Raw genomic sequence first — 23,579 nt, 5'->3', positions numbered from 1 at the left:
GCTCCCATGGGTGCACAGGCTCCGGGCTCCCGAGGGTCCACGCGGGCCGGAGCTCCCCCGATCCCCGGGTCCCGGGGGGCCGGACGTCGGGTCCCCGGCTCCACGGGGCCGGACGCGCGCGGGCGCGGGTTCGGCCCCTCGGGGCGCCGGCTCAGCCCTTCGCGGGAGCGGTCTTCCCGCCGGAGCCGGGACCGGAGCCGTCGGCGGACACCGCCTCGTTCTCGGGGTCCTGCTCGAAGGAGACCTTGCCCATGTGACGGTTCATGGACTTCATCAGGCCCCAGACGGCCAGGGCCATCACCGCGAAGACGATGAAGCCGAGGACGCCGGGGGTGACCTTGTTCTCGTCGACCTCCTTGGCGAGGGGGACGAGGTGCGTCAGTGCCAGGCTTGCGCTCATGTCAGGCATTGTCGCGGATGCCCGCAAAGAGGTCGTCCTCGGGGAGGGATGTGTCCACGAGGGACTTCGCGAGCTCGTACTCCTCGGTCGGCCAGACCTCCCGCTGGATGTCCATGGGGACCTTGAACCAGCCGCCGTCCGGGTCGATCTGCGTGGCGTGCGCGATCAGCGCCTTGTCACGGATCTCGAAGAAGTCCGCGCACGGAACGTGCGTGGTCAGCGTGCGCTCGACGCGCTCGAACTCGCTCCAGCGCTTCAGCCAGTCCTCGTACGGCGACTCCATCCCGCGGTCCAGGAGCGCGTGGTGCAGCGCCTCGGTGCGCGGCCGGTTGAAGCCCTGGTTGTAGTACAGCTTCCGCGGCCGGAACGCCGGGCCGAACTCCGACTCCGGGTACTTCTCGGTGTCCGTCGCGCCCTCGAAGGCCACCATCGAGATCTTGTGGGTCATGATGTGGTCGGGGTGCGGGTAGCCACCGTTCTCGTCGTACGTGGTGATCACCTGCGGGCGGAACGAGCGGATCTGCTTGACCAGCTCGCCGGCCGCCTTGTCGACGTCCTCCAGGGCGAAGCAGCCCTCGGGCAGCGGCGGCAGCGGGTCGCCCTCGGGCAGACCCGAGTCGACGAAGCCGAGCCACTCCTGCTTGACGCCGAGGATCTCGCGGGCCTCGTCCATCTCCTTCTTGCGTACCTCGTGGATGTTCTCCTCGATGTACTTGTCGCCCTGAAGCTTGGGATTGAGGATGGAGCCGCGCTCCCCGCCCGTGCAGGTCACGACCAGCACGTCCACCCCCTCGGACACGTACTTCGCCATGGTGGCCGCACCCTTGCTCGACTCGTCGTCGGGGTGGGCGTGCACGGCCATCAGTCGCAGCTGGTCAGTCAAGACTCAATCCTCGGTCGGTCGGCTGTCGCCTGAGCGGTCGCTGTCGGCGCCCGGCGTGATTCCGCGCTGCGGGCGGCTTCTATAGTGACGGAATCGGGGGGCGATTAATTCCGGGGTCCGGCTCCTGGAACCGCGGCCGAGAGGACGATCATGAGTACGGCGAGCACGTTGCCCGAGGGCCGGTACGGCCGCTCCGCGGACGAGCGGGCCGACCGGAAGCTCAGGGTCATCGGCAGTGTCCTGGGAGTCGCCCTGATCGGTGTGGTCGGCTGGTTCGGCTACGACTACATCGCCGGGTCCAAGATCAGCGCGCAGGTGATCACCTTCAAGGCGGTCTCGGACAGCGCGGTCGAGGTGCACCTGGAGGTGCACAAGGACGCCGGTACGAAGGGCTACTGCACGTTGCGTTCGCAGGACGCCGACGGCCTGGAGGTGGGTCGCGCCGACTTCCGCTTCGACCAGGACTCCTCCCGCCTCGACAAGGTGCTCACCCTGCGGACGACGGCACGGGGCACCACGGCGGAACTCCTCGGCTGTCACGCGGGCTGAGCTGCGCCTCCGGCCGGCCCGACGGCATCGGCACAGGCCGGCGTCACTCTGTGCGACGGACGGCTGACCTGCGGCTGACCTGCGTTGATGCAATTCTGATGTCTTATGTCCTCCCCTCGGAGCCGCTGAATTGTTAGGCTCGTGGTTTCGCCCACCCGTGAGAGAACATGCTTCTGGGTAGGGCGATGCTTTGTATTCCCAGTACCTACGAGGAGCACCTGTGACCCAGACCAGCGAAAACGTCACCTGGCTGACCCAGGAGGCGTACAACCAGCTCAGGGCCGAGCTGGAGTACCTGTCTGGTCCCGCGCGCACGGAGATCGCCGCCAAGATCGCGGCCGCGCGCGAGGAGGGCGACCTGCGCGAGAACGGCGGGTACCACGCGGCCAAGGAAGAGCAGGGCAAGCAGGAGCTCCGCGTGCGCCAGCTGACCCAGCTCCTGGAGAACGCCAAGGTGGGCGAGGCTCCCGCGGCGGACGGCGTGGTCGCGCCGGGCATGATCGTGACCATCGCCTTCGACGGCGACGAGGACGACACCCTGGACTTCCTGCTCGGTTCCCGCGAGTACGCGAGCTCCGACCTCGAGACGTACTCCCCGCAGTCGCCTCTGGGCTCCGGAGTGAACGGCAAGAAGGTCGGCGAGGACGCCCAGTACGAGCTGCCGAACGGCAAGCTCGCCTCGGTGAAGATCCTCAAGGCCGAACCGCACCGGGGCTGAGCCCGGAACCAGCGACGACGATGCCCCCGGCGGTACGCCGGGGGCATCGTCATATCCGCGTCCGGGGCGGCGTCGGCCTCACGCCGTCGCCGGGCGGTACCTCAGGCCGTCGCCCCCACGCCGTCACCTCAGGCCGTCGCCGAGCGGTACTTGCGGACGGCGAGCGTCCGGAAGATCACCACGATCAGGACCGAGTAGATCACCGAGGCCCAGATGGAATGCCGCATGGGCCAGGCGTCGGACGTCGACACGCCCGGGTTGGCGAACAGCACCCGGCAGGCCTGCACGGTGGCGCTGAACGGGTTCCAGTCCGCGACATGCCGCAGCCAGGGGGTCATGTTGCTGGTGTCCACGAACGCGTTCGAGATGAACGTGACCGGGAAGAGCCAGATCAGCCCGCCGGAGGTGGCCGCCTCGGGCGTCCGCACGGACAGGCCGATGAGCGCGCCGATCCAGGTGAACGCGTACCCGAGCAGGAGCAGCAGCCCGAAGGCCCCGAGGACGCGGAACGCGTTGGTGCTGCCGTCCGAGCCGACCCGCCAGCCGACCATCACGGCGACCACCGCGAGGACGAGCAGGGTCAGCGCGGTCTGCACGAGGTCGGCCAGGGTGCGGCCGGTGAGCACCGCGCCCCGCGCCATGGGCAGCGACCGGAAGCGGTCGATGAGGCCCTTGTGCATGTCGTCGGCGATGCCCGCTCCGGCGCCCGCGGTCGCGAAGGTGACGGTCTGGGCGAAGATGCCGGCCATCAGGAAGTTGGTGTAGTCGGTGGCGCTGGTGCTGCCGCCGATCTTCATGGACCCGCCGAAGACATAGGTGAACAGCACCACGAACATGATCGGCTGGATCAGTCCGAAGATGACCATCTCGGGGATCCTGGACATTCTGATCAGGTTCCGCTTGGCGATGACCAGGGAGTCCCGGATGGACTGGTAGACCGGGTTCGAGGGTGCCGTGACCCGCACGGCGTCGCTGACGGCGCTCACTTCGCGGCCTCATTCCTGCTCTTGTCGCTCCGGGCGTCCTTGCCCTTGCCGCCCCGGCCGTCCCCGGAACCGCCGTTCTCCTCGGCCTTCTCCTCGGCGACATGGCCGGTGAGCGAGAGGAAGACGTCGTCCAGGGTGGGGCGGCGCAGCCCGATGTCGTCGATCTCGATGCCACGGGTGTCCAGCTCGCGGATCACCTCCGCGAGGAGCTTCGCGCCGCCGGTGACGGGCACGGTGAGCTTGCGCGTGTGCTCCTCGACCGTCGTCTCGCCCTTGCCGAAGCCGCGCAGCACCTCGGAGGCGGTCGCGATGTGCTCGCGCTCGTGCACGACGACCTCGACGCGCTCGCCGCCGGTCTGCGCCTTGAGCTCGTCGGCCGTGCCGCGGGCGATGACGCGGCCGTGGTCGACGACGCAGATGTCGTGTGCGAGGTGGTCGGCCTCTTCGAGGTACTGGGTGGTCAGCAGCAGCGTCGTACCGCCGGAGACGAGCTGCTTGATGACGTCCCAGAGCTGCTGGCGGTTGCGCGGGTCGAGGCCGGTCGTGGGCTCGTCCATGAACATCACCGGGGGCGACACGACCAGGGCCGCCGCCAGGTCGAGGCGGCGGCGCATGCCGCCCGAGTACGTCTTGGCGGTGCGGTCGGCGGCGTCGGCGAGGTTGAACTGCTCCAGGAGCTCGTCCGCGCGGACCTTCGCGGCCTTCGCCCGCATCTGGTAGAGCTGGCCGACCATCTGGAGGTTCTCGCGGCCGGTCAGGTATTCGTCGACCGCCGCGAACTGCCCGGAGAGGCCGACCCTGCGCCGTACCGCGTCGGGGTCCTTGAGCACGTCGACGCCCGCGACGACGGCCTTGCCGCTGTCGGGGCGCAGGAGGGTCGTCAGACAGCGGACCGCGGTCGTCTTGCCCGCGCCGTTCGGCCCGAGCAGGCCGAGTACGGTGCCTTCCGGGACATCGAGGTCGACGCCGTCCAGAGCCCTTACATCACCGAAGGTCTTCACCAGGCCTTCGGCGTAGATGGCGCCTGGCATGAGTGGTCTCCACGTCGTTGGGGATTTTCGGATGTGCGCGTGTTTCCGGATGTGCGCGTACTGGGGACTGGTGCACGACGAGAAAGTCATCGGCCCGGCCCGTCGCGCCGATCCGAAGACCCACCGTAACGCGATGTATCGCGTCACTCAACACATTTTCCCCGGGGAGGACGACCGGGCCCCGCGGGCGGCTCCCACCTCAGTCGATGACCGTGTATCCCGCCTCGCGCAGCGCCGTGTTCACCTCGGCGCAGTGCTCGTGCCCCTTCGTCTCCAGGTGCAGCTCGACCTCCACCTCCGTGAGCCCGAGCCGTGGATCGGTCCGTACATGGCTCACATCGAGGACGTTAGCGTCCGCCACCGACAACACCCCGAGAAGCGTGGCCAGGGCGCCGGGCCGGTCGGTGAGCCGCAGCGTGACCGCCAGGTAGCGGCCGCCCGCCGCCATGCCGTGCCGCAGGATGCGCTGCATCAGCAGCGGATCCACGTTCCCGCCCGACAGCAGCGCCACGACCGGGCCCTCGAAGGCACCGGGATCGCTCAGCAGCGCCGCGACGGAGCTCGCGCCGGCCGGTTCCACGACCAGCTTGGCGCGCTCCAGGCACAGCAGCAGCGCGCTGGACAGGTCGTTCTCGGAGACCGTACGGACCTCGTCGACCAGTTCCTCGACGAGGCGGAACGGTACGTCGCCGGGGCGGCCGACCTTGATCCCGTCGGCCATCGTCGCCGGGTTCTCGACCGACAGCGGCCGCCCGGCCGCGAGCGAGGGCGGGTACGCCGCCGCGCCCTCCGCCTGCACCCCGATGATCCGTACGTCCGGGCGCAGCGCCTTCACCGCGACGGCCACGCCCGCCGCGAGCCCGCCGCCGCCGATCCCCAGGACGATCGTGCGCACCTCGGGGCACTGCTCCAGGATCTCCAGGCCGACCGTGCCCTGCCCCGCGATGACGTCGGGGTGGTCGAAGGGGTGGATGAACACCGCGCCCGTCCGCTGCGCGTACTCCTGCGCGGCGGCCAGGGTCTCGTCGACCACCTGCCCGTGCAGCCTCACCTCGGCGCCGTAGTCGCGGGTGGCCGCGACCTTGGGCAGCGGGGCGCCGTTCGGCATGAACACGGTGGACCGCACGCCGAGCAGCGAGGAGGCGAGCGCGACGCCCTGCGCGTGGTTGCCCGCGCTCGCCGCGACGACGCCCGCGGCGCGCTCCTCCGGAAGCAGGCCCGCGATCCGCACGTACGCGCCGCGCAGTTTGAACGAGCCTGTCCGCTGGAGGTTCTCGCACTTGAACTGCACCGGCGCGCCCACCAGCTGCGTCAGATACCTGCTGCCCTCCATCGCGGTCACCCGCGCCACACCCGTGAGCATCTTCTGCGCGCCGCGCACGTCGTCGAGAGTCACACTGGGAAAGGAGTCAGCCGTGCTGTAGCTCATGACCACCAGTCTCGCAGTTCACGCGGGCGTACTCCCGTGGTGACCACCCTCCGAGACCCGGTTTGCGCAGCGCCGGTACGGCCCGCGCCCCGGCCGCGTAACCTGTCCCCCAACCCAGCTCCCCACGCATGAATTGAGCCCCCGGCCATGCCCACTACACCAGAGATGTCGATGGACATGACGACCGTCGGTGACACCGGTCTTCTCGAAGCCCTTCAGCACGAGGTCGCGGTCTTCGCACGCCGCGCGGAACAGACCCGGCTCGGCGGGGTGGGGCAGGTGCGCAACTCCATGGACCGGGCCGCCTACCTGCTGCTCAACCGCCTCGACAAGGAAGGCCCGATGGGCGTCAAGGCCCTCGCGGCGAGCATGGGGATCGACTCCTCGACGGTCACCCGGCAGGTCGCGCCGCTGGTCGACACCGGGCTCGTCAAGCGCACCTCGCACCCCGAGGACGGCCGCGCCGTGGTGCTCCAGCTCTCCCCGCGCGGCCAGTCCCGGCTCGACGAAGTACGCGCGTCCCGGCGTCAGTTGATGGCCGAGCTGACACACGAATGGGCGCCGGAGGAGCGTGAGGTGTTCTGCGCGCTCCTCACCCGCTTCAACGGCGCGCTCTCCGCCCGCCAGGCGGCCCAGGGCATGCCGGCGCCGGAGTCCGAGCAGGCCTCCTGAACCGCGCCCCGGGGGCGTGCGGCGGACCGCGCCCGAGGCCCCCGGGCCTCCGCCGCTGCGCACGCGCGCGTGCGTGTGCGCCGAACTCTTGACCGGAAGGCGCCACCTGGCCTCATATGAGACCGGGTCCTCGTCGTACGGGGTGCGACCGGTCGCACGCGGCCGCGGGCCCTTTCTCAGAGGTCGCCCTCAGGGGGCCGCCCTCAGGCGGGAGGCGTGGTGCGAGAAAGGCTTGCCTCCCAAGGCGTCCGCCGCACCCGGGAGTTCGAGACGTTCGTGGCGGGCGCCGCGGGACGGCTGCTGCACACCGCCACGCTGCTCACCGCGGAGCCCCATGACGCCAACCCGCGCGCGCGGCGGCTGCTGACACTGGCCCTCGCCCATACGTACGCCTCCTGGAACCGGCTGCACGGCGAGGATCCCTACGACAGCACCCGCCGGCAACTGACCGCGCGCTTCCAGCGCACCGCCTGGCACCAGTACGGGAGCTTCGGGCGCCGGCGCACCTCCCCGGACCACGTCCTGGCCGGGCTCACGCCCCAGGAACGGCTGGTCCTCGTCCTCAGGCTGTACGAGGGGGTCGCCGAGGAGCAGGCGGCGGCGCTGCTCGGGCTCCCCGCGGAACGGATCCGGGCGATCTGCGCGCGCGCCATGGCGACCCTGCTGCACCCGCCCCGCGACCCGGCGCCGGCCCGGGTGGAGGTGGCGCCGTCATGAATCTTCCGGAGCGCGAGGCGGCCGTACGACGACTGCTGGAGCAGGCGCCTCCGCCCGTGGTGCCGGCCGACCTGTACGGCGAGGCCGTACGCCGTGGCAGGCGCGTGCAGCGCCGCGGGAAGGCGGTGCGGCGGCTGCTGTGGCTGGCGCTGTTCGGCGCGGCCGTCGTCTTCGCCGTCTGGGCGGTGACGGCCCGTCCGTGGGTGGAGCCGCCTTCGCAGACGACTCCACCGCTGACGGGTTGGTGACCGCGGGCCACCACCGCGCGCCTCGGGCTCAGCCCAGGGCCTGCTGGAGGTCCTGGAGCAGGTCGTCGATGTTCTCGATGCCCACGGAGATGCGGACGAGGTCGGCGGGGACCTCCAGCGCGGAACCGGCGACCGAGGCGTGCGTCATGCGTCCGGGGTGCTCGATCAGGGACTCCACCCCGCCCAGCGACTCACCGAGCGTGAACACCTTGGCGCGGTTGCAGACCTCGACGGCCGCCTCCTCGCCGCCCTCGACCTGGAAGGAGACCATGCCGCCGAACGCCCGCATCTGCTTGGCGGCGATCTCGTGACCGGGGTGCTCCGGGAGGCCCGGGTACAGGACACGCGTCACGCGCGCGTGACGCGTGAGCATCTCGGCGACGCGGCCCGCGTTCTCGCTGTGCCGGTCCATGCGCACGGAGAGCGTCTTCGTTCCGCGCAGCACCAGCCAGGAGTCGAAGGGCCCGGCGACCGCGCCCATCGCGTTCTGGTGGTACGCCAGCTCCTCGCCGAGTTCCTGGTCGCCGGTGATCAGGGCGCCGCCCACGACGTCCGAGTGGCCGCCCATGTACTTGGTCAGGGAGTGCACGACGACGTCCGCGCCGAGCGCGAGCGGCTGCTGGAGGTAGGGGGTCGCGAAGGTGTTGTCGACGACGAGCCGGGCGCCCGCCTCGCGCGCGATCTGCGCGATGACGGCGATGTCCGTGATGCCGAGCAGGGGGTTGGAGGGGGTCTCGACCCAGATCGCCTTGGTCTTCGGGGTCAGGGCGGCTCGTACCGACTCGGGGTCGCTGGTGTCGGCCACCGACCATTCCACGCCCCACCGCGAGACGACCTTGGCGAAGAGCCGGAAGGTGCCGCCGTACGCGTCGTTGGGGATCACCACGTGGTCACCGGGGCTGAGCAGCGTCCGCAGCAGGCAGTCCTCGGCCGCCAGTCCCGACGCGAACGCGAGGCCGCGGCGACCGCCCTCCAGGGCTGCGAGGTTCTCCTCCAGTGCGGTCCTGGTGGGGTTGGCGCTGCGGCTGTACTCGTAGCCGCCGCGCAGACCGCCGACGCCGTCCTGCTTGTAGGTCGAGACCTGGTAGATCGGCGGGACGACCGCTCCGGTGAGGGGATCGGCGGTGTTGCCCGCGTGAATCGCGAGTGTCTCGAAATGCTGACTGATGTGCCTGTCGCTCATGAGTCCCGAGCCTAGTGCTCTCCGGGAGTTCATGACGGCGTACGCCCGGCGGCGCGGAGGGCCTTCGCCCACAGCGTCACGGACCGGTTGGCCAATTGTCGGACCCGTCTGGTTCGCTTGAGGCATGCAGATTCTCTGGGTCCTGATGGCGCTGGCCATGTTCAGCGTGGTCCTGCTGCCGGTGTTCCGGCGCAGGCGCTCCGGTATACAACTGGTCACGCCCGGTGACCCGGACGCCGCGGACCCGGCGAACTACGGCTTCCTGCGCCAGGAGGAGCTGGACATCCGTATGCCGGGCCCGGACACGGATCTGCTGAACGTCCTGGACGTGGTGCAGCGGACCCAGGACTACCGCGCGGCCTCGCAGCTCCTGGCCGGCACGGAGACCGAGGGCGAGAGCCGCTGGCAGCGGGTGCAGGCCTTCGCGGGCGCCGCGGCCCTGGAGCTCCAGCAGCGGCCCGGCGGGGTGAGCGAGACCCCGGGCGGCCAGTGGCTGCGCGTGTGGCGTGCCGAGGCCCCCAAGGACGCGGGCGGCGCGGCGGTGCACGCCGAGTTCCTGGTGCAGCAGGCCTGGCGGACGTCGACGCCGGGGTCCGACGACTTCCGGATCATCATGGAGGAGGCGCGGTCCGCGTGCGGCGACGCGGCGCTGCTGTCCCCCGGTGACCCGATCCCGTACATCATCGAGCTGTCGGTGGCCCGTGGACTCAACTACTCCCAGCCGGAGTTCGAGAAGCTCTGGCTGAAGATCCTGGACCGCTCGCCGTCCCACATGGGCGCGCATCTGGCGGCGCTGCACTACTGGTGCGAGAAGTGGCACGGCTCGCGGGAGACGGCGTACGCGTTCGCGGAGGCCGCGGCGGCACGCGCGCCGCAGGGCTCCCTCCTCGCGGCGATGCCGCTCTTCGCGGTCTTCGAGCACCTTCCCGAGGTGAACCTGGTCCGCAGCTTCTACCAGAGCGAGGTCGTGACCAAGGCCGTCCACGGCGCGCTGTACGCGGTCCACGCGGCCCGCCCCGACGACCCGATGCTCGCCCACGTCCGCCATCTGCTGATCTGCTTCCTGGTCCGCGGCGAGCGCTGGTCCGAGGCGATGGACCAGCTGGTGCGCGTGGACGGCCACGTCGGCGCCCTGCCCTGGACCCTGAGCCATGACCCGGCCTCGGACTACGCGATATACCGCGCGCTGGCGGTGGCGGGCTACGAGGCGAACGGCGGCAGCCCGGCGACCCTGTCGCACTGACGGCGCCGCGCCGGGTGGGCGCGAGTCGGCGATGCGCTTGCCCGCCGGGGGCGCACGGACTACAAACCAAGACATGGCCGACATCCAGGGCTCGTACGACGACCTCTTCTCGACCGTGCCCGCCGCGTTGTCCGTGATGCTCGACGAGGGCGACGCGGGCGGCTCGGTGGCCGTCTTCGTGGACGGCGAACCGGTGGTGGACGTATGGGGCGGGTTCACCGACGCGGACCGCACGATCCCGTGGCAGCGGGACACGATCACCAACGTCTGGTCCGTGACCAAGACGATGACGTCGCTGTGCGCGCTGATCCTCGTCGACCGTGGCGAGCTCGACCTGGACCTGCCGGTCGGCCGCTACTGGCCGGAGTTCGCCCGGGCGGGCAAGGAGAAGGTGCTGGTGCGGCACCTTCTCGCGCACACCGCGGGCCTGCCCGACTGGGACGGAACGATCGAGGACCTCTACGACTGGCCGTCCGCCACGGCACGCCTGGAGGCGCAGGCCCCGCGATGGGAGCCGGGAAGCGCTGCCGGGTATCACTCGCTCACCTACGGGTTCCTCGTGGGCGAGGTGGTTCGACGGGTCACCGGCCGGAGCCTGGGCGCGTTCTTCGCGCAGGAGGTGGCGGGCCCGCTGGGCGCCGATTTCCACATCGGCCTGCCCGCCGAACACGACCACCGGGTGGCCCTCACGATCCCGCCGCCCGGCCAGGACGAGGACTACGCCACGAGCGCGCCCGCCGGCACGGAAGCTGCCGCCACCGCCCGTCTACGGGTCCGTGACGGCAACGGCGTGGCCTGGCGCCGTGCGGAGATCCCCGCGGCGAGCGGATTCGGCAACGCCCGCTCGGTCGCCCTCGCGCAGTCGGCCATGGCCTGCGGGGGCGAGGTGCGCGGAACCCGTCTCCTGTCACCGTCGGGCTGCGACCGCGCACGCCAGGAACAGTTCAGCGGCGAGGACCGCCGCCTGGGCCTGCCCGTCCGCTGGGGCCTGGGCTACGGCCTGTTCGACACCGGCTTCGGGTGGGGCGGCTGGGGCGGCTCCCTGGTCGTGATCGACCCCGATCACCGTATGGCGGTGGCCTACGTGACCCACCAGATGCGAGAGCCCGCGAACGACCAGAGGGGCATGAACCTGGTGACGTCCGCCTACGCCAGCCTCCAGAGCCAAAAACCCTGACGGGCGTCTCTCGGGACACCCGGCCGAAGGCCGCGCATCCCGGGACCGGCAGCCAAAAACACATGGCCGCCCACACCATGCGGGCCCCACGATGTACGTCATGCAGGAAGCAGCCCGCGCCATCCGCGCTCACCACACGGCGTCCACGATCACCGTCTACCAGGCGTACCGCCCGGAGATCGGCCTGCCCGCCGCCCGCGACGGCCGTTTCCCCTCCGTGTGGAAGCGAGACCGGATGACCTGGATCAAGCCCAGCTTTCTGTGGATGATGTACCGCTGCGGCTGGGGTCTGAAGGAGGGCCAGGAGACGGTCCTGGCCGTCGAGATCACCCGCCCCGGCTTCGAGTGGGCGCTGCGCAACGCACGCCTCTCGCACTATGTGCGCGGGCTGCACGAGAACCAGGCGGCCTGGAAGCGGGAGTTGAGGAGGGCGCCCGCGCGGGTGCAGTGGGACCCCGAGCGGGACCTGCGGCTTCAGCCCTTGCCGTACCGGTCCCTGCAACTCGGCCTCTCGGGCGAGGCCGCGCGACGCTACGCCGACGAATGGACGGTCGCCATCCGCGACGTCACCCCGCTCGCCCACGAGATCCACGCCCTCGTCAGAGGCGGCGACCTGGACGCGGCCACCCGACTGCTGCCCCAGGAAGCCCTCTACACCGGCCAGGACGAGCTCATCGCCCACTTGCGGGGCTGACAGGCCGGGCGCCAAGCCGGACGACCCGAAGGGGACGAACCAGGGGGCTCCGCCCCGACCACGGGGCCGGGTTCAGAACGACTCCGTTATCCCCGCCACTCCGCCGATCAGCGCGCTCGTCAGCATCGCGGCGGCCAGTACGCCGAGCAGGACGGACAGTGCGCGGGAGCTGCCTCGCGTGCCCGACCGGGCGCGTACGGCCATGGCGCCCAGGACCAGCACCACCAGGCCGAGCAGGGAGAGCGCCAGCCAACCGAACGAGGCGCCTGCGCCGATCTGTTCGTAGCTGTCGGAGGCCGTCCGCCGCAACGCGACCGTGCTGCCGACGGGCAGGTCGCTGTCGATCGTGGCGTCGGGGTCCACCACGGCCCCGTCGTCGGAACGGAAGACGCCGTGGCAGTGCGGATACCGGTGGCCTCCGGTCTCGCTCCACGAGCAGGCCCGGACGCCGAGGTGACCGGACGTGCCCGCCACACCCGTGGCGTACGCGAGATGCGTCAGGGCGAGCCAGGTCACGAGCGTGCCCACCACGAACAGACCGGCGATCACCAGCAGCGGGCTCCGTGTCGGCGCCCCCTCCCTGTGCCGGTCCCGACGGTTCGTCCGTCCCCTCATCCCCGTCCCCCTCATCCCCGTCCCTCCGTGCCCCTCATCCCGCTCCCGACCATGGATGTCCTGGTCATCCGCGCCGTACAGCCAGACACTCGGGTGAGCCGAAGGGTTGCGGGCCGTACCGCCCGACTCCGCGCCCAGGGGCCGTACCCCGAGCCGCCGCAGCGCAACGTGCCCCGCGCCGCCATAGCTCCGTAGCTCCACAGCTCCGTTGGTCCGTAGCTCCGTAGCTCCGTAGCTCCGTAGCTCCGTAGCTCCGTAGCTCCGTAGCTCCGAACGAGTGGACTTGCCGGAACGCTCATCGGACCGGGGCTTCTGCCGGGGGTGCGGATGGTGGTGTTGCCGTCTGTTCCCGTGAGCTGGATCTGATCCGGAAGAGGCCCCATGCGACGTACCCCCTACCGCCGCCCGCTCGCCGCGGCACTGCTCGCGGCGTCCGTGCTGGCCCCGATGACAGCGACGCCCGCCGCGGCCGTCCACGGGGCGGATGTCCACCCGGCAGGCGTCCGCGCGACGGACGCGGACGGATACGGATACGGATACGGCGAGGACGACGGCGCGCGCGACAGTCTCGGCCCCGCGCTGAGCGCCCGGCTGGACAAGGCCATCGCGGACGTCCGCCGGCAGGCCGATATTCCCGGCATCGTCGTCGGGCTGTGGATGCCCGGCAAGGGGAACTACGTCCGCGCGACCGGTGTCGCGAACAAGGCGACCCGCGAGCCGATGTCCGTCGACTCCTACGTCCGGATCGGCAGCGAGACCAAGACCTTCACCGTCACCGCGCTGCTCGAACTCGTCGACCGGCACCGGGTCCGGCTGGACGACCCGATCTCCCGCTACATCCCCGGTGTGCCGAACGGCCGCCGGATCACGCTGCGTCAGCTCGCCGAGATGCGCAGCGGACTGTTCCCGTACACCTCCGACGCGGACTTCCAGCACGACCTGCTGAGCGACCCGCAGCGCGGTTTCACCCCGCGGGAGCTTCTCGCGTACGGCTTCAAGCACCCCAACACCTTCGCTCCGGGCGCGCAGTTCGAGTATTCCAACACCAACCTCATCCTGCTGGGCCTGGTCATCGAGAAGGTCACCGGCGACACACTGCGCGACGTCATCGACCAGCGGGTCCTGCGCCCCGCCCATCTGCGGCACACGCTGTTCCCGAAGGGGAACGAGTTCCCCAAGCCGCACCCGCAGGGCTACACCGACCAGACGTTGAGCGGCGAGGTCGCGAACTCCACGAACTGGAACCCCAGTTGGGGCTGGGCGGCCGGGGCGATGATCTCGAACCTCCAGGACCTGCGCCACTGGGCCAAGGTCGTCGCCACCGGCACGCTGCTCAGCCCCGCGACCCAGGCGCAGCGACTCAAGACACTGCCGACCGGCTTCCCGGGAACGTCGTACGGCCTCGGCATCTTCGACGCCAGCGGATGGATCGGGCACAACGGCTCCCTGCCGGGATACGAGACCGTGACCGTCTATCTGCCCGCGAAGAAGGCCACCCTCGTCGTCATGATCAACACGGACATCACCTCCCAGGGCCAGGAGCCCTCCACCCTGGTCGCCAGGGCCATCACGGAGATCGTCACCCCGGACCACGTCTACGCCGGCGCGGTCGTCAATCCCTGAGGCTCACCCCGCACGGACGGCCGGCGGCAGGTCCTACTCCACCGCGATGCCGAAGTCCCGTACGAGTTCCCCGAGACCGCCCGGGTAGCCCTTGCCGCCGAGGACGAACTTCCAGTTCCCGTCGCTCCGGCGGCGGAAGGAGCCGAGCACCAGGGCGGTCTCGCCGGGCCGGCCGTCGGAGACGTCGAGCCGGTCCAGTTCGGCGAGGTCCCGGCCGAGCAGCCGGATACAGGCGTCCGTGAAACCCGCGAGATCGGCGTCCGGGGCGGCCTCGGGGTCGACGGCCGCCACGAGGACCACCCGGTCGGCCTCCGCGGGCAGCGCGTCGAAGGAGACGCCGATCGCGGCCTTGTCGGGCGGCGACGCGGGCAGCGCGGACACCGAGCCATCCGGTGTCCGCGGGTTGTTGAAGAAGACGAAGTGATCGTCGCTGAGGACACGGCCGCCCCGGCAGACGAGCGCGCAGACGTCCAGGGCGACGCTTCCGGTCCATCCCATGCCCAGGATGTTGTGGTCGTCGGGCAGCCCGGAATCCGGCTGCCCGGGCCCCTGATCCGGCCGCGACGGCCTCGACGACGTTCGCGCCGACGGCTGCGACGACGACTGCGACCCCCTCCCTGAGGGCCGGGACGTCCGCGGTGACGGCCGCGTGGCCGATTCGTCCCGCGGGCGGCCTCCGTCGCCCAGCCTCCCCCGCAGCCCATGGCGATGCAGCAGGTCCACGAGTTCGGGGCCCGCGATCAGCTCCAGCGGCTTGCCGTCGGCGAAGGTGTGCGAGCCGGGGCCGAACCCCGACGTCGTCACGAGCACCCCCTTGTTGGCGCCCGCGTCCTGCACCGTCCCGTACAGATCGCGCACGGCGGTCGGCGGCACGGTGTTCCGGTACCGCTTCACCTGGACGACGATCTTGCCGCCCCGGATCGGCGCCGGGTCCAGGGCGTCGACGTCCACGCCGCCGTCGTTCGAGCGCTGGGTCGTCACCGCCTGCATCCCCATGGCCCGGAAGAGCTCGGCCACCAGCTCCTCGAACGCGATCGGGTCCATGGCGTACAGGTCGGGGTCCTCGTCGCTGCCGTGGGCGACGACACGGTTCCCGACGTCCTGCGGCCGCCGGCCCGGCCGTACGGGCGTGAGCTGGTCCGGGCGGGCCGAGAGCTGCCCGCGCAGCCCGTCGGTCAGACAACTGCCCGCGTCCACCTGCGCCAGGTGCAGCGAGAGGAACGAGGAGCGGGCCGCCATGACCGTGGCGAGAACGATGTGGTCCGGCCGGCCCGTGGTGGGGTCGTGTCCGTCGACGAAGCCGTTCAGGACGACCGATTCGAGGGCGCCCTCCTCGTCGGCGCCGAAGAGTTCGTGCAGCACGAGCAGCGCGCACTGCGCGAGGACCTCGCGGTACAGGCTCCGCCGCTGGGTCACGGGACGGGCGGTCTCCTTGTCCTGATCGGCCCCGGACAGGTACCGGACGGACTTCACGTCGGGGACGACGTCGAACGCGGGCAGCTCCCAGTCGAGGACGAGCTGCCCGGCCGCAGCGTCGTAGGCGGCGGCTATCCGGCGCGGAAAGCCCTCCGGCCACGCCGAGGACGAGTAGAGAGCGGCGGAGAAGTACTCGATCACGGAGTCGGGATCCCTGCGGCGGACGCCTTCGGCGACCTCGGTGACACCCGCGTTGTGCCGCCGTACCTCCGCGAGCCGCTCGTCGGCCCACTGCTGGTACTCCCGCTGGTACGACGCCAGTTGCCGCTGCCGGTGCGCCTCGGCGGCCTGGGCCGCGTGCCAGTCCCGCTCGAAGCGCGCCTGGGCCTCGGCCTGCGCCTGTGCCCGGCGGTTCGCGGTCCAGCCGCTCTGCGCCTGGTACCGGCCGATGTCCGGCATGACCACCGGCTGGGCCAGCGGTCCCGGGGCGAAGGGCTGGATGTCCTCGGGACGCAGGAGCGCGGCGGCCCGGAAGGCGGGCGCCCGGCAGCCCGCGGCGAGCAGGCCCTGCAACGAGGCGACCTGTGCGTCCAGCTCTTCGGTACGGCGTCGCGCCTCGGCCTGCCGGTACTCGCGGTACTCCGTGGCGGCCCGCCGCTGCTGGGCCCGCGCCTGCTGCTCCTCCTGCCGGCGCCGTCTCGCGTCGAGCTCCCGCTGGCGCTGCTGCTGCCGCTGCACCTCGGCCCAGACGCCGACGAAACCCGTAGAGCGACGACTCATGTGGTGCAGGCCCTCCCCCGATGCCGGCAGCCCAAAGGCCCCGTTGGTTGTCCCCACAACCATGTGTAAAAGGGTGACTCTATCCAGTAATCGCCGTCCCGCACATCCGTTGGGCGGCGGCCGCCGGACCCGGGCATTCTGGCAGGTCACCTCCGGTGAGAAGCACGAAGGCGCCGTTCCGGTCGTACGACCGGAACGGCGCCCAGGGGTCCTGCGTCGGGAGGCGGCCCCGCGTCGCCGGGACTAGCTGATCGTGGCCGTGTCGATCACGAAGCGGTAGCGGACGTCGCTCGCCAGCACCCGCTCGTACGCCTCGTTGATCTCGGACGCGTCGATCAGCTCGATCTCGGCTCCGAAGCCGTGCTCGGCGCAGAAGTCCAGCATCTCCTGGGTCTCCTGGATACCGCCGATGCCGGAGCCCGCGAGGGTCTTGCGGCCGCCGATCACCGAGAAGAGGTTGAGCCGGACCGGCTCCTCGGGCGCGCCCACGTTCACGAAGGCGCCGTCCGTGCGCAGCAGGGCGAGGTAGGCGTCCAGGTCCAGCGGGGCGGAGACGGTGGACAGGATCAGGTCGAACGTTCCGCGCAGCGCCTTGAAGGTCTCCGGGTCGCTGGTGGCGTAGTAGTGGTCGGCGCCGAGCTTCAGCCCGTCGTCCTTCTTGCGCAGCGACTGGGAGAGGACCGTGACCTCGGCGCCCAGCGCGTGCGCGATCTTGACGCCCATGTGGCCGAGACCGCCCATGCCGAGGACGGCGACCTTCTTGCCGGAGCCGGCGTTCCAGTGCTTGAGCGGGGAGTACGTGGTGATGCCGGCGCAGAGCAGCGGCGCGGCGACGTCGAGGGAGATGCCGTCGGGAATGTGGAGGGTGTAGTTCTCGTCGACGACGATCTTCTGCGAGTAGCCGCCGTAGGTGGGCTCGCCGTCCTTGCCGACGGCGTTGTACGTGCCGACGCCGCCGCCGGTGCAGTACTGCTCCAGACCGGCGGCGCAGTTGTCGCACTCGCGGCAGGAGTCGACCAGGCAGCCGACGCCCACGCGGTCGCCGACCTTGAACTTGGTGACAGCGGAGCCGACCTCGGAGACGATGCCGGCGATCTCGTGGCCCGGCACCATCGGGAAGATGGCCTCTCCCCAGCCCTCGCGGGCCTGGTGGATGTCCGAGTGGCAGATGCCGGCGAACTTGATGTCGATCAGGACGTCGTGCTCTCGGACCTCACGACGCTCGATGGTGGTGCGCTCCAGCGGAGCCTTGGCGGCGGGGGCGGCGTACGCGACGACAGTGGTCATGCCGGGGTTCTCCTCGGGAGGGGGGTGGTCCGTGCCCGGCTGTCTCACGCCGGGCACGGCGTTCAGCCTGCCCGATCTCCCGGGGTTCACCCAGGCCACGGCTCTGCGTACGTTCGCTGGTCCTACCACTGGCGGGGTCAGGCTCCGCGACGTACGACCGTCGATACTGGAGCATGGATGAACAGCCCTCCGAAGTGCCCGCCGGGGAAGCGGCCCACCCGCTCGACCGTCGCGCCGAGCTGAGCGAGTTCCTGCGCAGCCGCCGTGCCCGGCTGAAGCCGGAGGACGTCGGGATGCCCGACTTCGGGCGGCACCGCCGGGTGCCCGGACTGCGCCGCGAGGAGCTGGCCCAGCTGGCCGGGGTGTCCGTCGCCTACTACACACGCCTCGAACAGGGCAACGGCCGCAACGTGTCGGCCGAGGTGCTGGACTCCATCGCGCGGGCGCTGCGTCTGACGGATGCCGAGCACAACCACCTCACGCACCTCGCGAAGCCCAAGCAGCACAAGAAGCGGCAGACGGTCAGGCCACAGCAGGTGCGCGGCTCCCTGCGCCAGCTGCTGGACACGATCGACGGCGTCCCGGCGTACATCACCGGTCGTCGTTCGGACGTGCTCGTGTGGAACCGGATGGCCGCGGCCGTGTTCGGGGACTGGTCGGAGCTGCCGCCGCAGGAGCGGAACTGGGCGCGGATGGTCTTCCTGCGGCCCGAGTACCGGGAGCTGTTCGTGGAGTGGGAGCAGAAGGCGATCGACATCGTCTGTCTGCTGCGCATGGACGCGGGCTGCCATCCGGACGATCCGCGGCTGGCCGCGCTGGTCGGGGAGCTGTCCGTGAAGAGCGAGGACTTCCGGCGGCTGTGGGCGACGCACGACGTGAAGGAGAAGAGCCACGGGGTGAAGCTGCTGCGGCATCCGCTGGTGGGCGACCTCGCGTTGCAGTTCGAGTCGTTCCGGCTGATCGGCGACAGCGAGCTGGCGCTGGTCACGTATCACGCGGAGCCGGGGTCCGCCTCGGCCGAGGCGTTGCGGCTGCTGGCGTCGTGGGGGACGGACGCGACCCGGGCGGGCGCGTCCTCACCCCGCTGACGGATCAGGCTCACGGCCGGTACGGCGGCGCCGCGCCCCAGGTCCACTTCGGTACGGGCTGCTCCGCCGGCGGCGTCGCGTCCGGGCCGGAGAAGTACACGGCCAGCCTCGTGCCCCACTCGGCGTAGGCGACGAAGGCGGAGCGGAACTCGGCGTCGGTGGGGAGTCCCGCGTCGTCGGCGGCGTCCTGGAGCAGGTTCACCCAGCGGCGGCGCTGGGCCTCCGTGATGCCCTTGCCCAGGTGTTTGGCGACCATGTGGCCGTGGCCGCCCTGGGTCTCGGAGTAGGCGGGCGGTCCGCCGAAGACCTCGCCGAGCCAGAGGGCGACATGGGCGGCGTGTTCGGGCGCGAGGTCCGCGAACAGGGGCGCGAGGAGGTCGTCCTTGAGGACCCTGTCGTAGAACGCCTCGGTGAGACGGGCGAAGGCCTCCGCGCCGCCCGCCCAGGCGTAGAGCGTGGGCACGGCGGCGCCCTGGCCCCGTACCGAGGTCGGCTTGTAGTGGCGCATCTCCTCGATGCTGACGATGTAGGGGCGGATCTCGGCGAGGAAGTCGGGGAAGAGCTCGGAGGTGCGGAAGCCCTCGATGTGGTCCTCGGTCGAGGTCCAGGTGATCCTCAGGATGAAGTGCTCGAAGTCGTCCTCACAGCGCGCGAGTTCGTAGTCGACGCACTGCGGGGCCGCGGCGAGCTGGGCGGCGGCGCGGGTGTAGGCGGCCAGGAACGCGGCCGACTGCTCCTCGGGAATCCGGTAGCGGACGTATTCGACTGTCGAGACGGTCATGCCCCCACACAAACACGGAAGGGCCACCGGAAGCTCTCTTTCCGGTGGCCCTTTCGCTGCGGGCTCACTTCCGCCCGCGTGGAACGGACCGAGGCGGGCGGCCCGAAGCGGGACAGCTGAGGCGGGCCGGGCCCAGGCGGGACTGGCCGACGCGGGACGGGACGGGCCGACGCCGCCGGCGACGGCGACAGCGACGGCGCGTACGCTCCGCCCCGCGTTCCCGTGCCCGCCGCCGCCGCTGCTGCCGCCGCTAGGCTTTCGCGTTCTCCTTGACGGTGATCCTCCCCTTGCGGATCGTCGCGACGCGCGGGGCCTTCTTCGCGATCGCGGAGTCGTGGGTGACCATGATGAAGGTCAGCCCGTGCTCCTTCCACATGGTTTCGAGCACGTCCATGATCTCGTCGCGCATGCCCTCGTCGAGGTTGCCGGTGGGCTCGTCGGCGAGCAGCACCTTGGGCTGCTTGACCAGGGCACGGGCGATCGCCACGCGCTGCTGCTGACCGCCGGACAGCTCGGCGGGCAGGTGTCCGAGCCGCTCGGCGAGCCCCACGGACTCCAGGGCCGCCGCGGCCCTCTCACGCCGTTCCTTGGCCTTCACGCGCAGCGGTACGAGCGCGGTCTCGACGTTCTCCTGGGCGGTGAGCGTGGGGATCAGGTTGAAGCTCTGGAAGACGAAGCCGATGTTCTCGCTGCGCACCTTGGTGAGCTTCGCCTCGGACAGCCTGGCCATGTCGACGCCGTCGAGTTCGACGCTGCCCGCGGTGGGCCGGTCGAGCCCGCCGAGCATCTGGAGCAGGGTGGACTTGCCTCCGCCGGTGGGACCCTGGATGACGAGGCGGTCGCCGTCGCCGATCGTCAGGTCGATCCCCGCGAGCGCGTCGATCGTTTCCTTGCCCCGCGCATAGCGCTTGGTGACGCCTCTGAGTTCGTACATGGTCTTACTCCTGGGATACGTAAGTACGTGAGGGGCGGGGCTTATTCGACGCGGCGCAGGGCGTCGGCGGGGCGCAGCCTGGAGGCGCGCCAGCCGCCGAAGGCGCCGGCGATCAGGCCGCCGGCCACGGCCAGGGCGACCGCGATGACGATGGTGTTGACGCTGACGGGCGCGGTGAGCGCGACGTCGAGGGCCTTGGACGCGGTCTGCCGCGCCGGGCCGCCGAAGCCGCCGCCACCGGGACCGCCGCCGCCCGGGCCGCCGCCGCCCGTGTTCCCCAGCTGTGCCTGGAGGTTGGGGCTGATCTCGGTGACGACGTAGGCGCCCGCGAGGCCGAGGGCGATACCGAGGGCACCGCCGACCAGACCGTTGACGATGGCCTCGCCGACCACCTGGCGGGTCACCCGGCTCGACTTCCATCCGAGCGCCTTGAGGGTGCCGAACTCACGCACCCGGCGGGACACGGCGGAGGAGGTGAGCAGACCGGCGACCAGGAACGCGGCCACGAGCACCGCGATCGACAGCCACTTGCCCACGTTCGAGGCGAGGTCGGAGGCGGTGGACAGGGAGCCGGAGACCGTGTCCGCGAGGTCGGCGGAGGTGGTGACCGTCGTACCCGAGATGTTCTTCTGGATGGTGCTCTTGACGCCGGCGATCTGCTGCGAGTCCGCGGCCTTGACGTAGATCGTCGTGACCTTGTTCTTGGAGCCGCTGAGCGTCTGCGCCTGCTGGAGCGGGATGTAGAGGTTGGCCGCCGCGTCGCCGCTGTCGGGCGTCGCGATGCCGATGATCTTGTACTTGACGCTCTTGACGGTGACGGTGCCGCCGAGCTTGAGCTTCTTCTCCTTGGCGTACGACTTGTCCGCGACGACGACCTTCGCGTTCGTCTCGGAGGTCTTGAACGTACGACCGCTGGTGATCTTCGACGAGGTCAGCGGGCCCAGGGCGGGCTTGGTGACGTCGGTGCCGTAGACCGTGTAGTTGTTGACGTCGAAGTTGGCGCCGCCGCCCTCGACGCGGCCCTGCGGGGACTGCTGGCCGCCGCCGGGGCCGCCCTGCCGGCTGCCACCGCTGTTCGGGTCCTGCTTGAACTGGCCCCGGGTGAACTGGCCGTTGATGCGGACGACCTGGAGGCTCAGGCCTCCGACGGAGTCCGCGACGCCCTTTTGCGCGTCGACCTTGGCGACGGTCGAGGAGGCCAGGGTCTGGAAGCCCTGGACCATGACGCGGTCGCTGCTCTGTTCCTTGTCGGAATCGCTGTCCTTCGCGTCGAAGTTGAAGCGCGGGCGGGCGCTGGTGCTGTTGGCCGGCGCGGCGGCCTTGGTGACCGTCATGTCGGTCCCCAGCCCGTACAGCGACTGGAGGACCTTGCCCTGCGCCTTCTCCATGCCCGAGGACACGGAACTGACCACGATGACCAGGGCTATGCCCAGGGCGAGCCCGGAGGCGACGACGAGGGCCGCCTTTCTGCGGCGGCGCAGTTCGCGCCTCAGGTAGGTGAAGAACATGCGCCGCAAGCTAGTTACGCCGTGTGATGAAGGAATAAGGCCGAAATAAGAGAACCATGAGAAGGCTGTGGCCGGGCCAGGAAATCTTTGGGAGACACCGATGCGGCGGCGGCCCGTGAGGGCCACCGCCGCATCGGTGTTCGTTCGCGTCCCGGCCGCGGCGGACCGTCAGGTCCCGCCCCGGCCTTCGCGGACCGTCAGGCCCGCGCCTCGGCTCAGGCGGCCGAACCGGCCTTCCAGGCCGCCCAGTCCAGGTTCCAGCCGTTGAGGCCGTTGTCCGGGGCGATGGTCTTGTCGCCGGTGTTCTTGACGACCACGACGTCACCGATCAGCGAGTGGTTGAAGAACCACGCGGCGGGCGTGCCGGCGTCGTTGGCACCCTTGGTGTCGGACAGACCCACACAGCCGTGGCTGGTGTTGACGGAGCCGAAGATGGACTTCGCGCCCCAGTAGTTGCCGTGGATGAAGGTGCCGGAGTTCGACAGACGCATGGCGTGCGGCACGTCCTTGATGTCGTACTCGCCCTTGCCCTTGTCGTCCTTGAAGCCGACCGTCGAACCGTCCATCCGGGTCTCCTTGAACTTCTCGGAGATCACCATCTGGCCCTGGTACGTGGTGTTCTCCGGAGCGCCCGCGGAGATCGGGATGGTCTTGACGACCTTGCCGTCCTGGGTGACCTGCATCGTCTTGGTCTTGGCGTCGACGATGGAGACCTGGTTGCGGCCGATCTTGAAGGTGACCGTCTTCTGCTGCACGCCGTAGACACCGCTCGCGCCCTGGACCCCGTCGAGGTTCAGCTTGAGGGTGACGGTGGAACCGCCGGTCCAGTAGCTCTCGGGGCGGAAGTCCAGGCGGTTGGCGTTGAACCAGTGCCCGACGACCTCCTGGCCGCTGCTGGAGGAGACGGTGATCCCCTTCTGCACCGCGGCCTTGTCGGTGATCGCCTTGTCGAAGTTGATCGACACCGGCATGCCGACACCGACGGTGGAACCGTCCTCGGGCGTGAAGTTGCCGATGAAGCTGTTGGCCGGGGAGACCGTGCTGAAGGACGCGTTCTCGTGGGCGGTGCGGCCCTCGGAGTCGGCGGCCTCGGCGGCGATCTTGTACGTGGTGGCGCGCTCCAGGCGGTTCAGCGGCTTCCAGCTCTTCTTGTCGGCCGATATCTGACCGGCGACGGCGGTGCCGGACGCGGTCTTCATCGAGACGGACGTGAGCGAGCCCTTGCTGACCGTGACGGCGGTGCCGTTGTTGATCGAGGCGTTGTCGGAACCGTCCTTGGGCGTGATCTTGATCAGGGCCTCGGACGTCTTCTTGGCCGCGGCCTCGTCGACCTTGGCCTGCGACGTGGAGTCGCCGCCGTCCGATGCGCCGGCCTTGTCCCCGTCTCCGCTGCACGCAGAGAGCACCAGCACCCCGCCGAGCAGTGCGGACGCGGTCAAAAGACGCTTGCGCCGCTTACTGTTCGTCATCACACGCTTCTCCATCGTTGCCGATTCCCGAAAAGGACCACGGGAGTCCCGTAACCAATAAGAACGCCAAAACCGGTTCACCGCGTTCCACTTCACGCGGAAGTGTGGCCCACGCCACGTCCGCCGCGCTCGGAAACACCGACCGAGG

Annotated in this window: 23 protein-coding genes; 10 read left to right on the top strand and 13 right to left on the bottom strand. The window is 70.4% G+C overall.

Annotated elements, in window-relative coordinates:
• Positions 1-151 precede the first annotated feature (151 nt).
• Together ACF07B_RS34815 and mca are read right to left on the bottom strand one after the other, a co-directional pair.
• Positions 152-409: a hypothetical protein gene (locus ACF07B_RS34815; RefSeq protein ID WP_392181864.1), complete on the bottom strand. Its 258-nt coding sequence runs from the start codon at positions 407-409 to the stop codon at positions 152-154.
• Positions 402-1,262, bottom strand: coding sequence for a mycothiol conjugate amidase Mca (gene mca / locus ACF07B_RS34810; protein ID WP_392181935.1), 861 nt, complete (start codon positions 1,260-1,262; stop codon positions 402-404). The genes ACF07B_RS34815 and mca overlap by 8 nt, the downstream gene beginning before the upstream one ends.
• Before the next feature lie 171 nt (positions 1,263-1,433).
• Between mca and ACF07B_RS34805 the strand changes: the two genes are divergently transcribed.
• Positions 1,434-1,832: a DUF4307 domain-containing protein gene (locus ACF07B_RS34805; RefSeq protein WP_362397253.1), complete on the top strand. Its 399-nt coding sequence runs from the start codon at positions 1,434-1,436 to the stop codon at positions 1,830-1,832.
• Between the two features lie 220 nt (positions 1,833-2,052).
• Positions 2,053-2,550, top strand: a complete 498-nt coding sequence (gene greA, locus ACF07B_RS34800; RefSeq protein ID WP_362397256.1) for a transcription elongation factor GreA — start codon at positions 2,053-2,055, stop codon at positions 2,548-2,550.
• A 128-nt stretch (positions 2,551-2,678) separates the two neighbouring features.
• On the opposite strand, the gene ACF07B_RS34795 is transcribed toward greA, so the two are convergent.
• The 3 genes from ACF07B_RS34795 to ilvA all read right to left on the bottom strand — a co-directional run bounded on the left by ACF07B_RS34795 (position 2,679) and on the right by ilvA (position 5,996).
• Entirely contained in the window at positions 2,679-3,536 is an 858-nt protein-coding gene (locus ACF07B_RS34795) for an ABC transporter permease (protein ID WP_369483347.1), read from the bottom strand.
• On the bottom strand, positions 3,533-4,567 hold the full coding sequence (locus tag ACF07B_RS34790) for an ATP-binding cassette domain-containing protein (protein ID WP_369483348.1): 1,035 nt from the start codon (positions 4,565-4,567) through the stop codon (positions 3,533-3,535). The genes ACF07B_RS34795 and ACF07B_RS34790 overlap by 4 nt, the downstream gene beginning before the upstream one ends.
• A 199-nt stretch (positions 4,568-4,766) precedes the next feature.
• Positions 4,767-5,996 (bottom strand): threonine ammonia-lyase, encoded by a 1,230-nt coding sequence (ilvA, locus tag ACF07B_RS34785; protein WP_369483349.1) that lies wholly within the window; start codon positions 5,994-5,996, stop codon positions 4,767-4,769.
• Between the two features lie 165 nt (positions 5,997-6,161).
• On the opposite strand from ilvA, the gene ACF07B_RS34780 reads away from it, so the two are divergent.
• The 3 genes from ACF07B_RS34780 to ACF07B_RS34770 all read left to right on the top strand — a co-directional run bounded on the left by ACF07B_RS34780 (position 6,162) and on the right by ACF07B_RS34770 (position 7,633).
• Complete coding sequence (locus ACF07B_RS34780; protein WP_389143532.1) at positions 6,162-6,668, top strand: MarR family winged helix-turn-helix transcriptional regulator; 507 nt, start codon at positions 6,162-6,164, stop codon at positions 6,666-6,668.
• Between the two features lie 219 nt (positions 6,669-6,887).
• Complete coding sequence (locus ACF07B_RS34775; protein ID WP_392181863.1) at positions 6,888-7,385, top strand: sigma factor-like helix-turn-helix DNA-binding protein; 498 nt, start codon at positions 6,888-6,890, stop codon at positions 7,383-7,385.
• Positions 7,382-7,633 carry a hypothetical protein gene (locus ACF07B_RS34770; protein WP_369483351.1) on the top strand — a complete coding sequence of 84 codons (252 nt, stop codon included), beginning with the start codon at positions 7,382-7,384 and terminating at the stop codon, positions 7,631-7,633. Before ACF07B_RS34775 ends, ACF07B_RS34770 begins: the two co-directional genes overlap by 4 nt.
• A 28-nt stretch (positions 7,634-7,661) precedes the next feature.
• Here the strand turns inward: ACF07B_RS34770 and ACF07B_RS34765 are convergent, their stop codons facing one another.
• Positions 7,662-8,816, bottom strand: a complete 1,155-nt coding sequence (locus tag ACF07B_RS34765; protein WP_362397273.1) for a cystathionine gamma-synthase — start codon at positions 8,814-8,816, stop codon at positions 7,662-7,664.
• A gap of 124 nt (positions 8,817-8,940) precedes the next feature.
• On the opposite strand from ACF07B_RS34765, the gene ACF07B_RS34760 reads away from it, so the two are divergent.
• The 3 genes from ACF07B_RS34760 (at position 8,941) to ACF07B_RS34750 (ending at position 11,930) form a co-directional block, all read left to right on the top strand.
• The gene (locus tag ACF07B_RS34760; protein WP_362397275.1) at positions 8,941-10,059 is read left to right on the top strand and encodes a hypothetical protein; all 1,119 of its coding nucleotides are present in this window, start codon (positions 8,941-8,943) and stop codon (positions 10,057-10,059) included.
• A 73-nt stretch (positions 10,060-10,132) separates the two neighbouring features.
• On the top strand, positions 10,133-11,236 hold the full coding sequence (locus tag ACF07B_RS34755; protein WP_392181862.1) for a serine hydrolase domain-containing protein: 1,104 nt from the start codon (positions 10,133-10,135) through the stop codon (positions 11,234-11,236).
• A 100-nt stretch (positions 11,237-11,336) separates the two neighbouring features.
• The gene (locus ACF07B_RS34750; RefSeq protein ID WP_392181861.1) at positions 11,337-11,930 is read left to right on the top strand and encodes a DUF4291 domain-containing protein; all 594 of its coding nucleotides are present in this window, start codon (positions 11,337-11,339) and stop codon (positions 11,928-11,930) included.
• 72 nt (positions 11,931-12,002) lie between these two features.
• On the opposite strand, the gene ACF07B_RS34745 is transcribed toward ACF07B_RS34750, so the two are convergent.
• Positions 12,003-12,479, bottom strand: coding sequence for a hypothetical protein (locus ACF07B_RS34745; RefSeq protein WP_392181860.1), 477 nt, complete (start codon positions 12,477-12,479; stop codon positions 12,003-12,005).
• 447 nt (positions 12,480-12,926) lie between these two features.
• Here ACF07B_RS34745 and ACF07B_RS34740 point away from each other — a divergent pair, with 447 nt between their 5' ends.
• A complete protein-coding gene (locus ACF07B_RS34740; protein ID WP_392181859.1) occupies positions 12,927-14,168 on the top strand; it encodes a serine hydrolase domain-containing protein in 1,242 nt (413 codons plus the stop codon).
• Between the two features lie 33 nt (positions 14,169-14,201).
• On the opposite strand, the gene ACF07B_RS34735 is transcribed toward ACF07B_RS34740, so the two are convergent.
• Together ACF07B_RS34735 and ACF07B_RS34730 are read right to left on the bottom strand one after the other, a co-directional pair.
• Positions 14,202-16,364, bottom strand: a complete 2,163-nt coding sequence (locus ACF07B_RS34735) for a restriction endonuclease (protein WP_392181858.1) — start codon at positions 16,362-16,364, stop codon at positions 14,202-14,204.
• Positions 16,365-16,607: 243 nt separating this feature from the next.
• Positions 16,608-17,651, bottom strand: coding sequence for an NAD(P)-dependent alcohol dehydrogenase (locus tag ACF07B_RS34730; RefSeq protein ID WP_392181857.1), 1,044 nt, complete (start codon positions 17,649-17,651; stop codon positions 16,608-16,610).
• A 173-nt stretch (positions 17,652-17,824) separates the two neighbouring features.
• Here ACF07B_RS34730 and ACF07B_RS34725 point away from each other — a divergent pair, with 173 nt between their 5' ends.
• Positions 17,825-18,739 (top strand): helix-turn-helix domain-containing protein, encoded by a 915-nt coding sequence (locus tag ACF07B_RS34725; protein ID WP_369483361.1) that lies wholly within the window; start codon positions 17,825-17,827, stop codon positions 18,737-18,739.
• Between the two features lie 10 nt (positions 18,740-18,749).
• Here ACF07B_RS34725 and ACF07B_RS34720 read toward each other — a convergent pair whose 3' ends face one another.
• The 4 genes from ACF07B_RS34720 to ACF07B_RS34705 form a co-directional block, all read right to left on the bottom strand.
• Positions 18,750-19,520: a group II truncated hemoglobin gene (locus ACF07B_RS34720; RefSeq protein ID WP_392181856.1), complete on the bottom strand. Its 771-nt coding sequence runs from the start codon at positions 19,518-19,520 to the stop codon at positions 18,750-18,752.
• A 250-nt stretch (positions 19,521-19,770) separates the two neighbouring features.
• Positions 19,771-20,454: an ABC transporter ATP-binding protein gene (locus ACF07B_RS34715; protein ID WP_392181855.1), complete on the bottom strand. Its 684-nt coding sequence runs from the start codon at positions 20,452-20,454 to the stop codon at positions 19,771-19,773.
• A 41-nt stretch (positions 20,455-20,495) separates the two neighbouring features.
• The gene (locus ACF07B_RS34710) at positions 20,496-21,962 is read right to left on the bottom strand and encodes an ABC transporter permease (protein ID WP_392181854.1); all 1,467 of its coding nucleotides are present in this window, start codon (positions 21,960-21,962) and stop codon (positions 20,496-20,498) included.
• A gap of 215 nt (positions 21,963-22,177) precedes the next feature.
• Complete coding sequence (locus tag ACF07B_RS34705; RefSeq protein ID WP_362408537.1) at positions 22,178-23,446, bottom strand: Ig-like domain-containing protein; 1,269 nt, start codon at positions 23,444-23,446, stop codon at positions 22,178-22,180.
• Positions 23,447-23,579: the final 133 nt, after the last annotated feature.

The sequence above is a fragment of the Streptomyces sp. NPDC015532 genome (assembly GCF_043078065.1).
Lineage (GTDB): Bacteria > Actinomycetota > Actinomycetes > Streptomycetales > Streptomycetaceae > Streptomyces.
The sequence above is the reverse complement of the archived record's forward strand: the minus strand, read 5'-3'. Positions and strand labels throughout refer to the sequence as shown.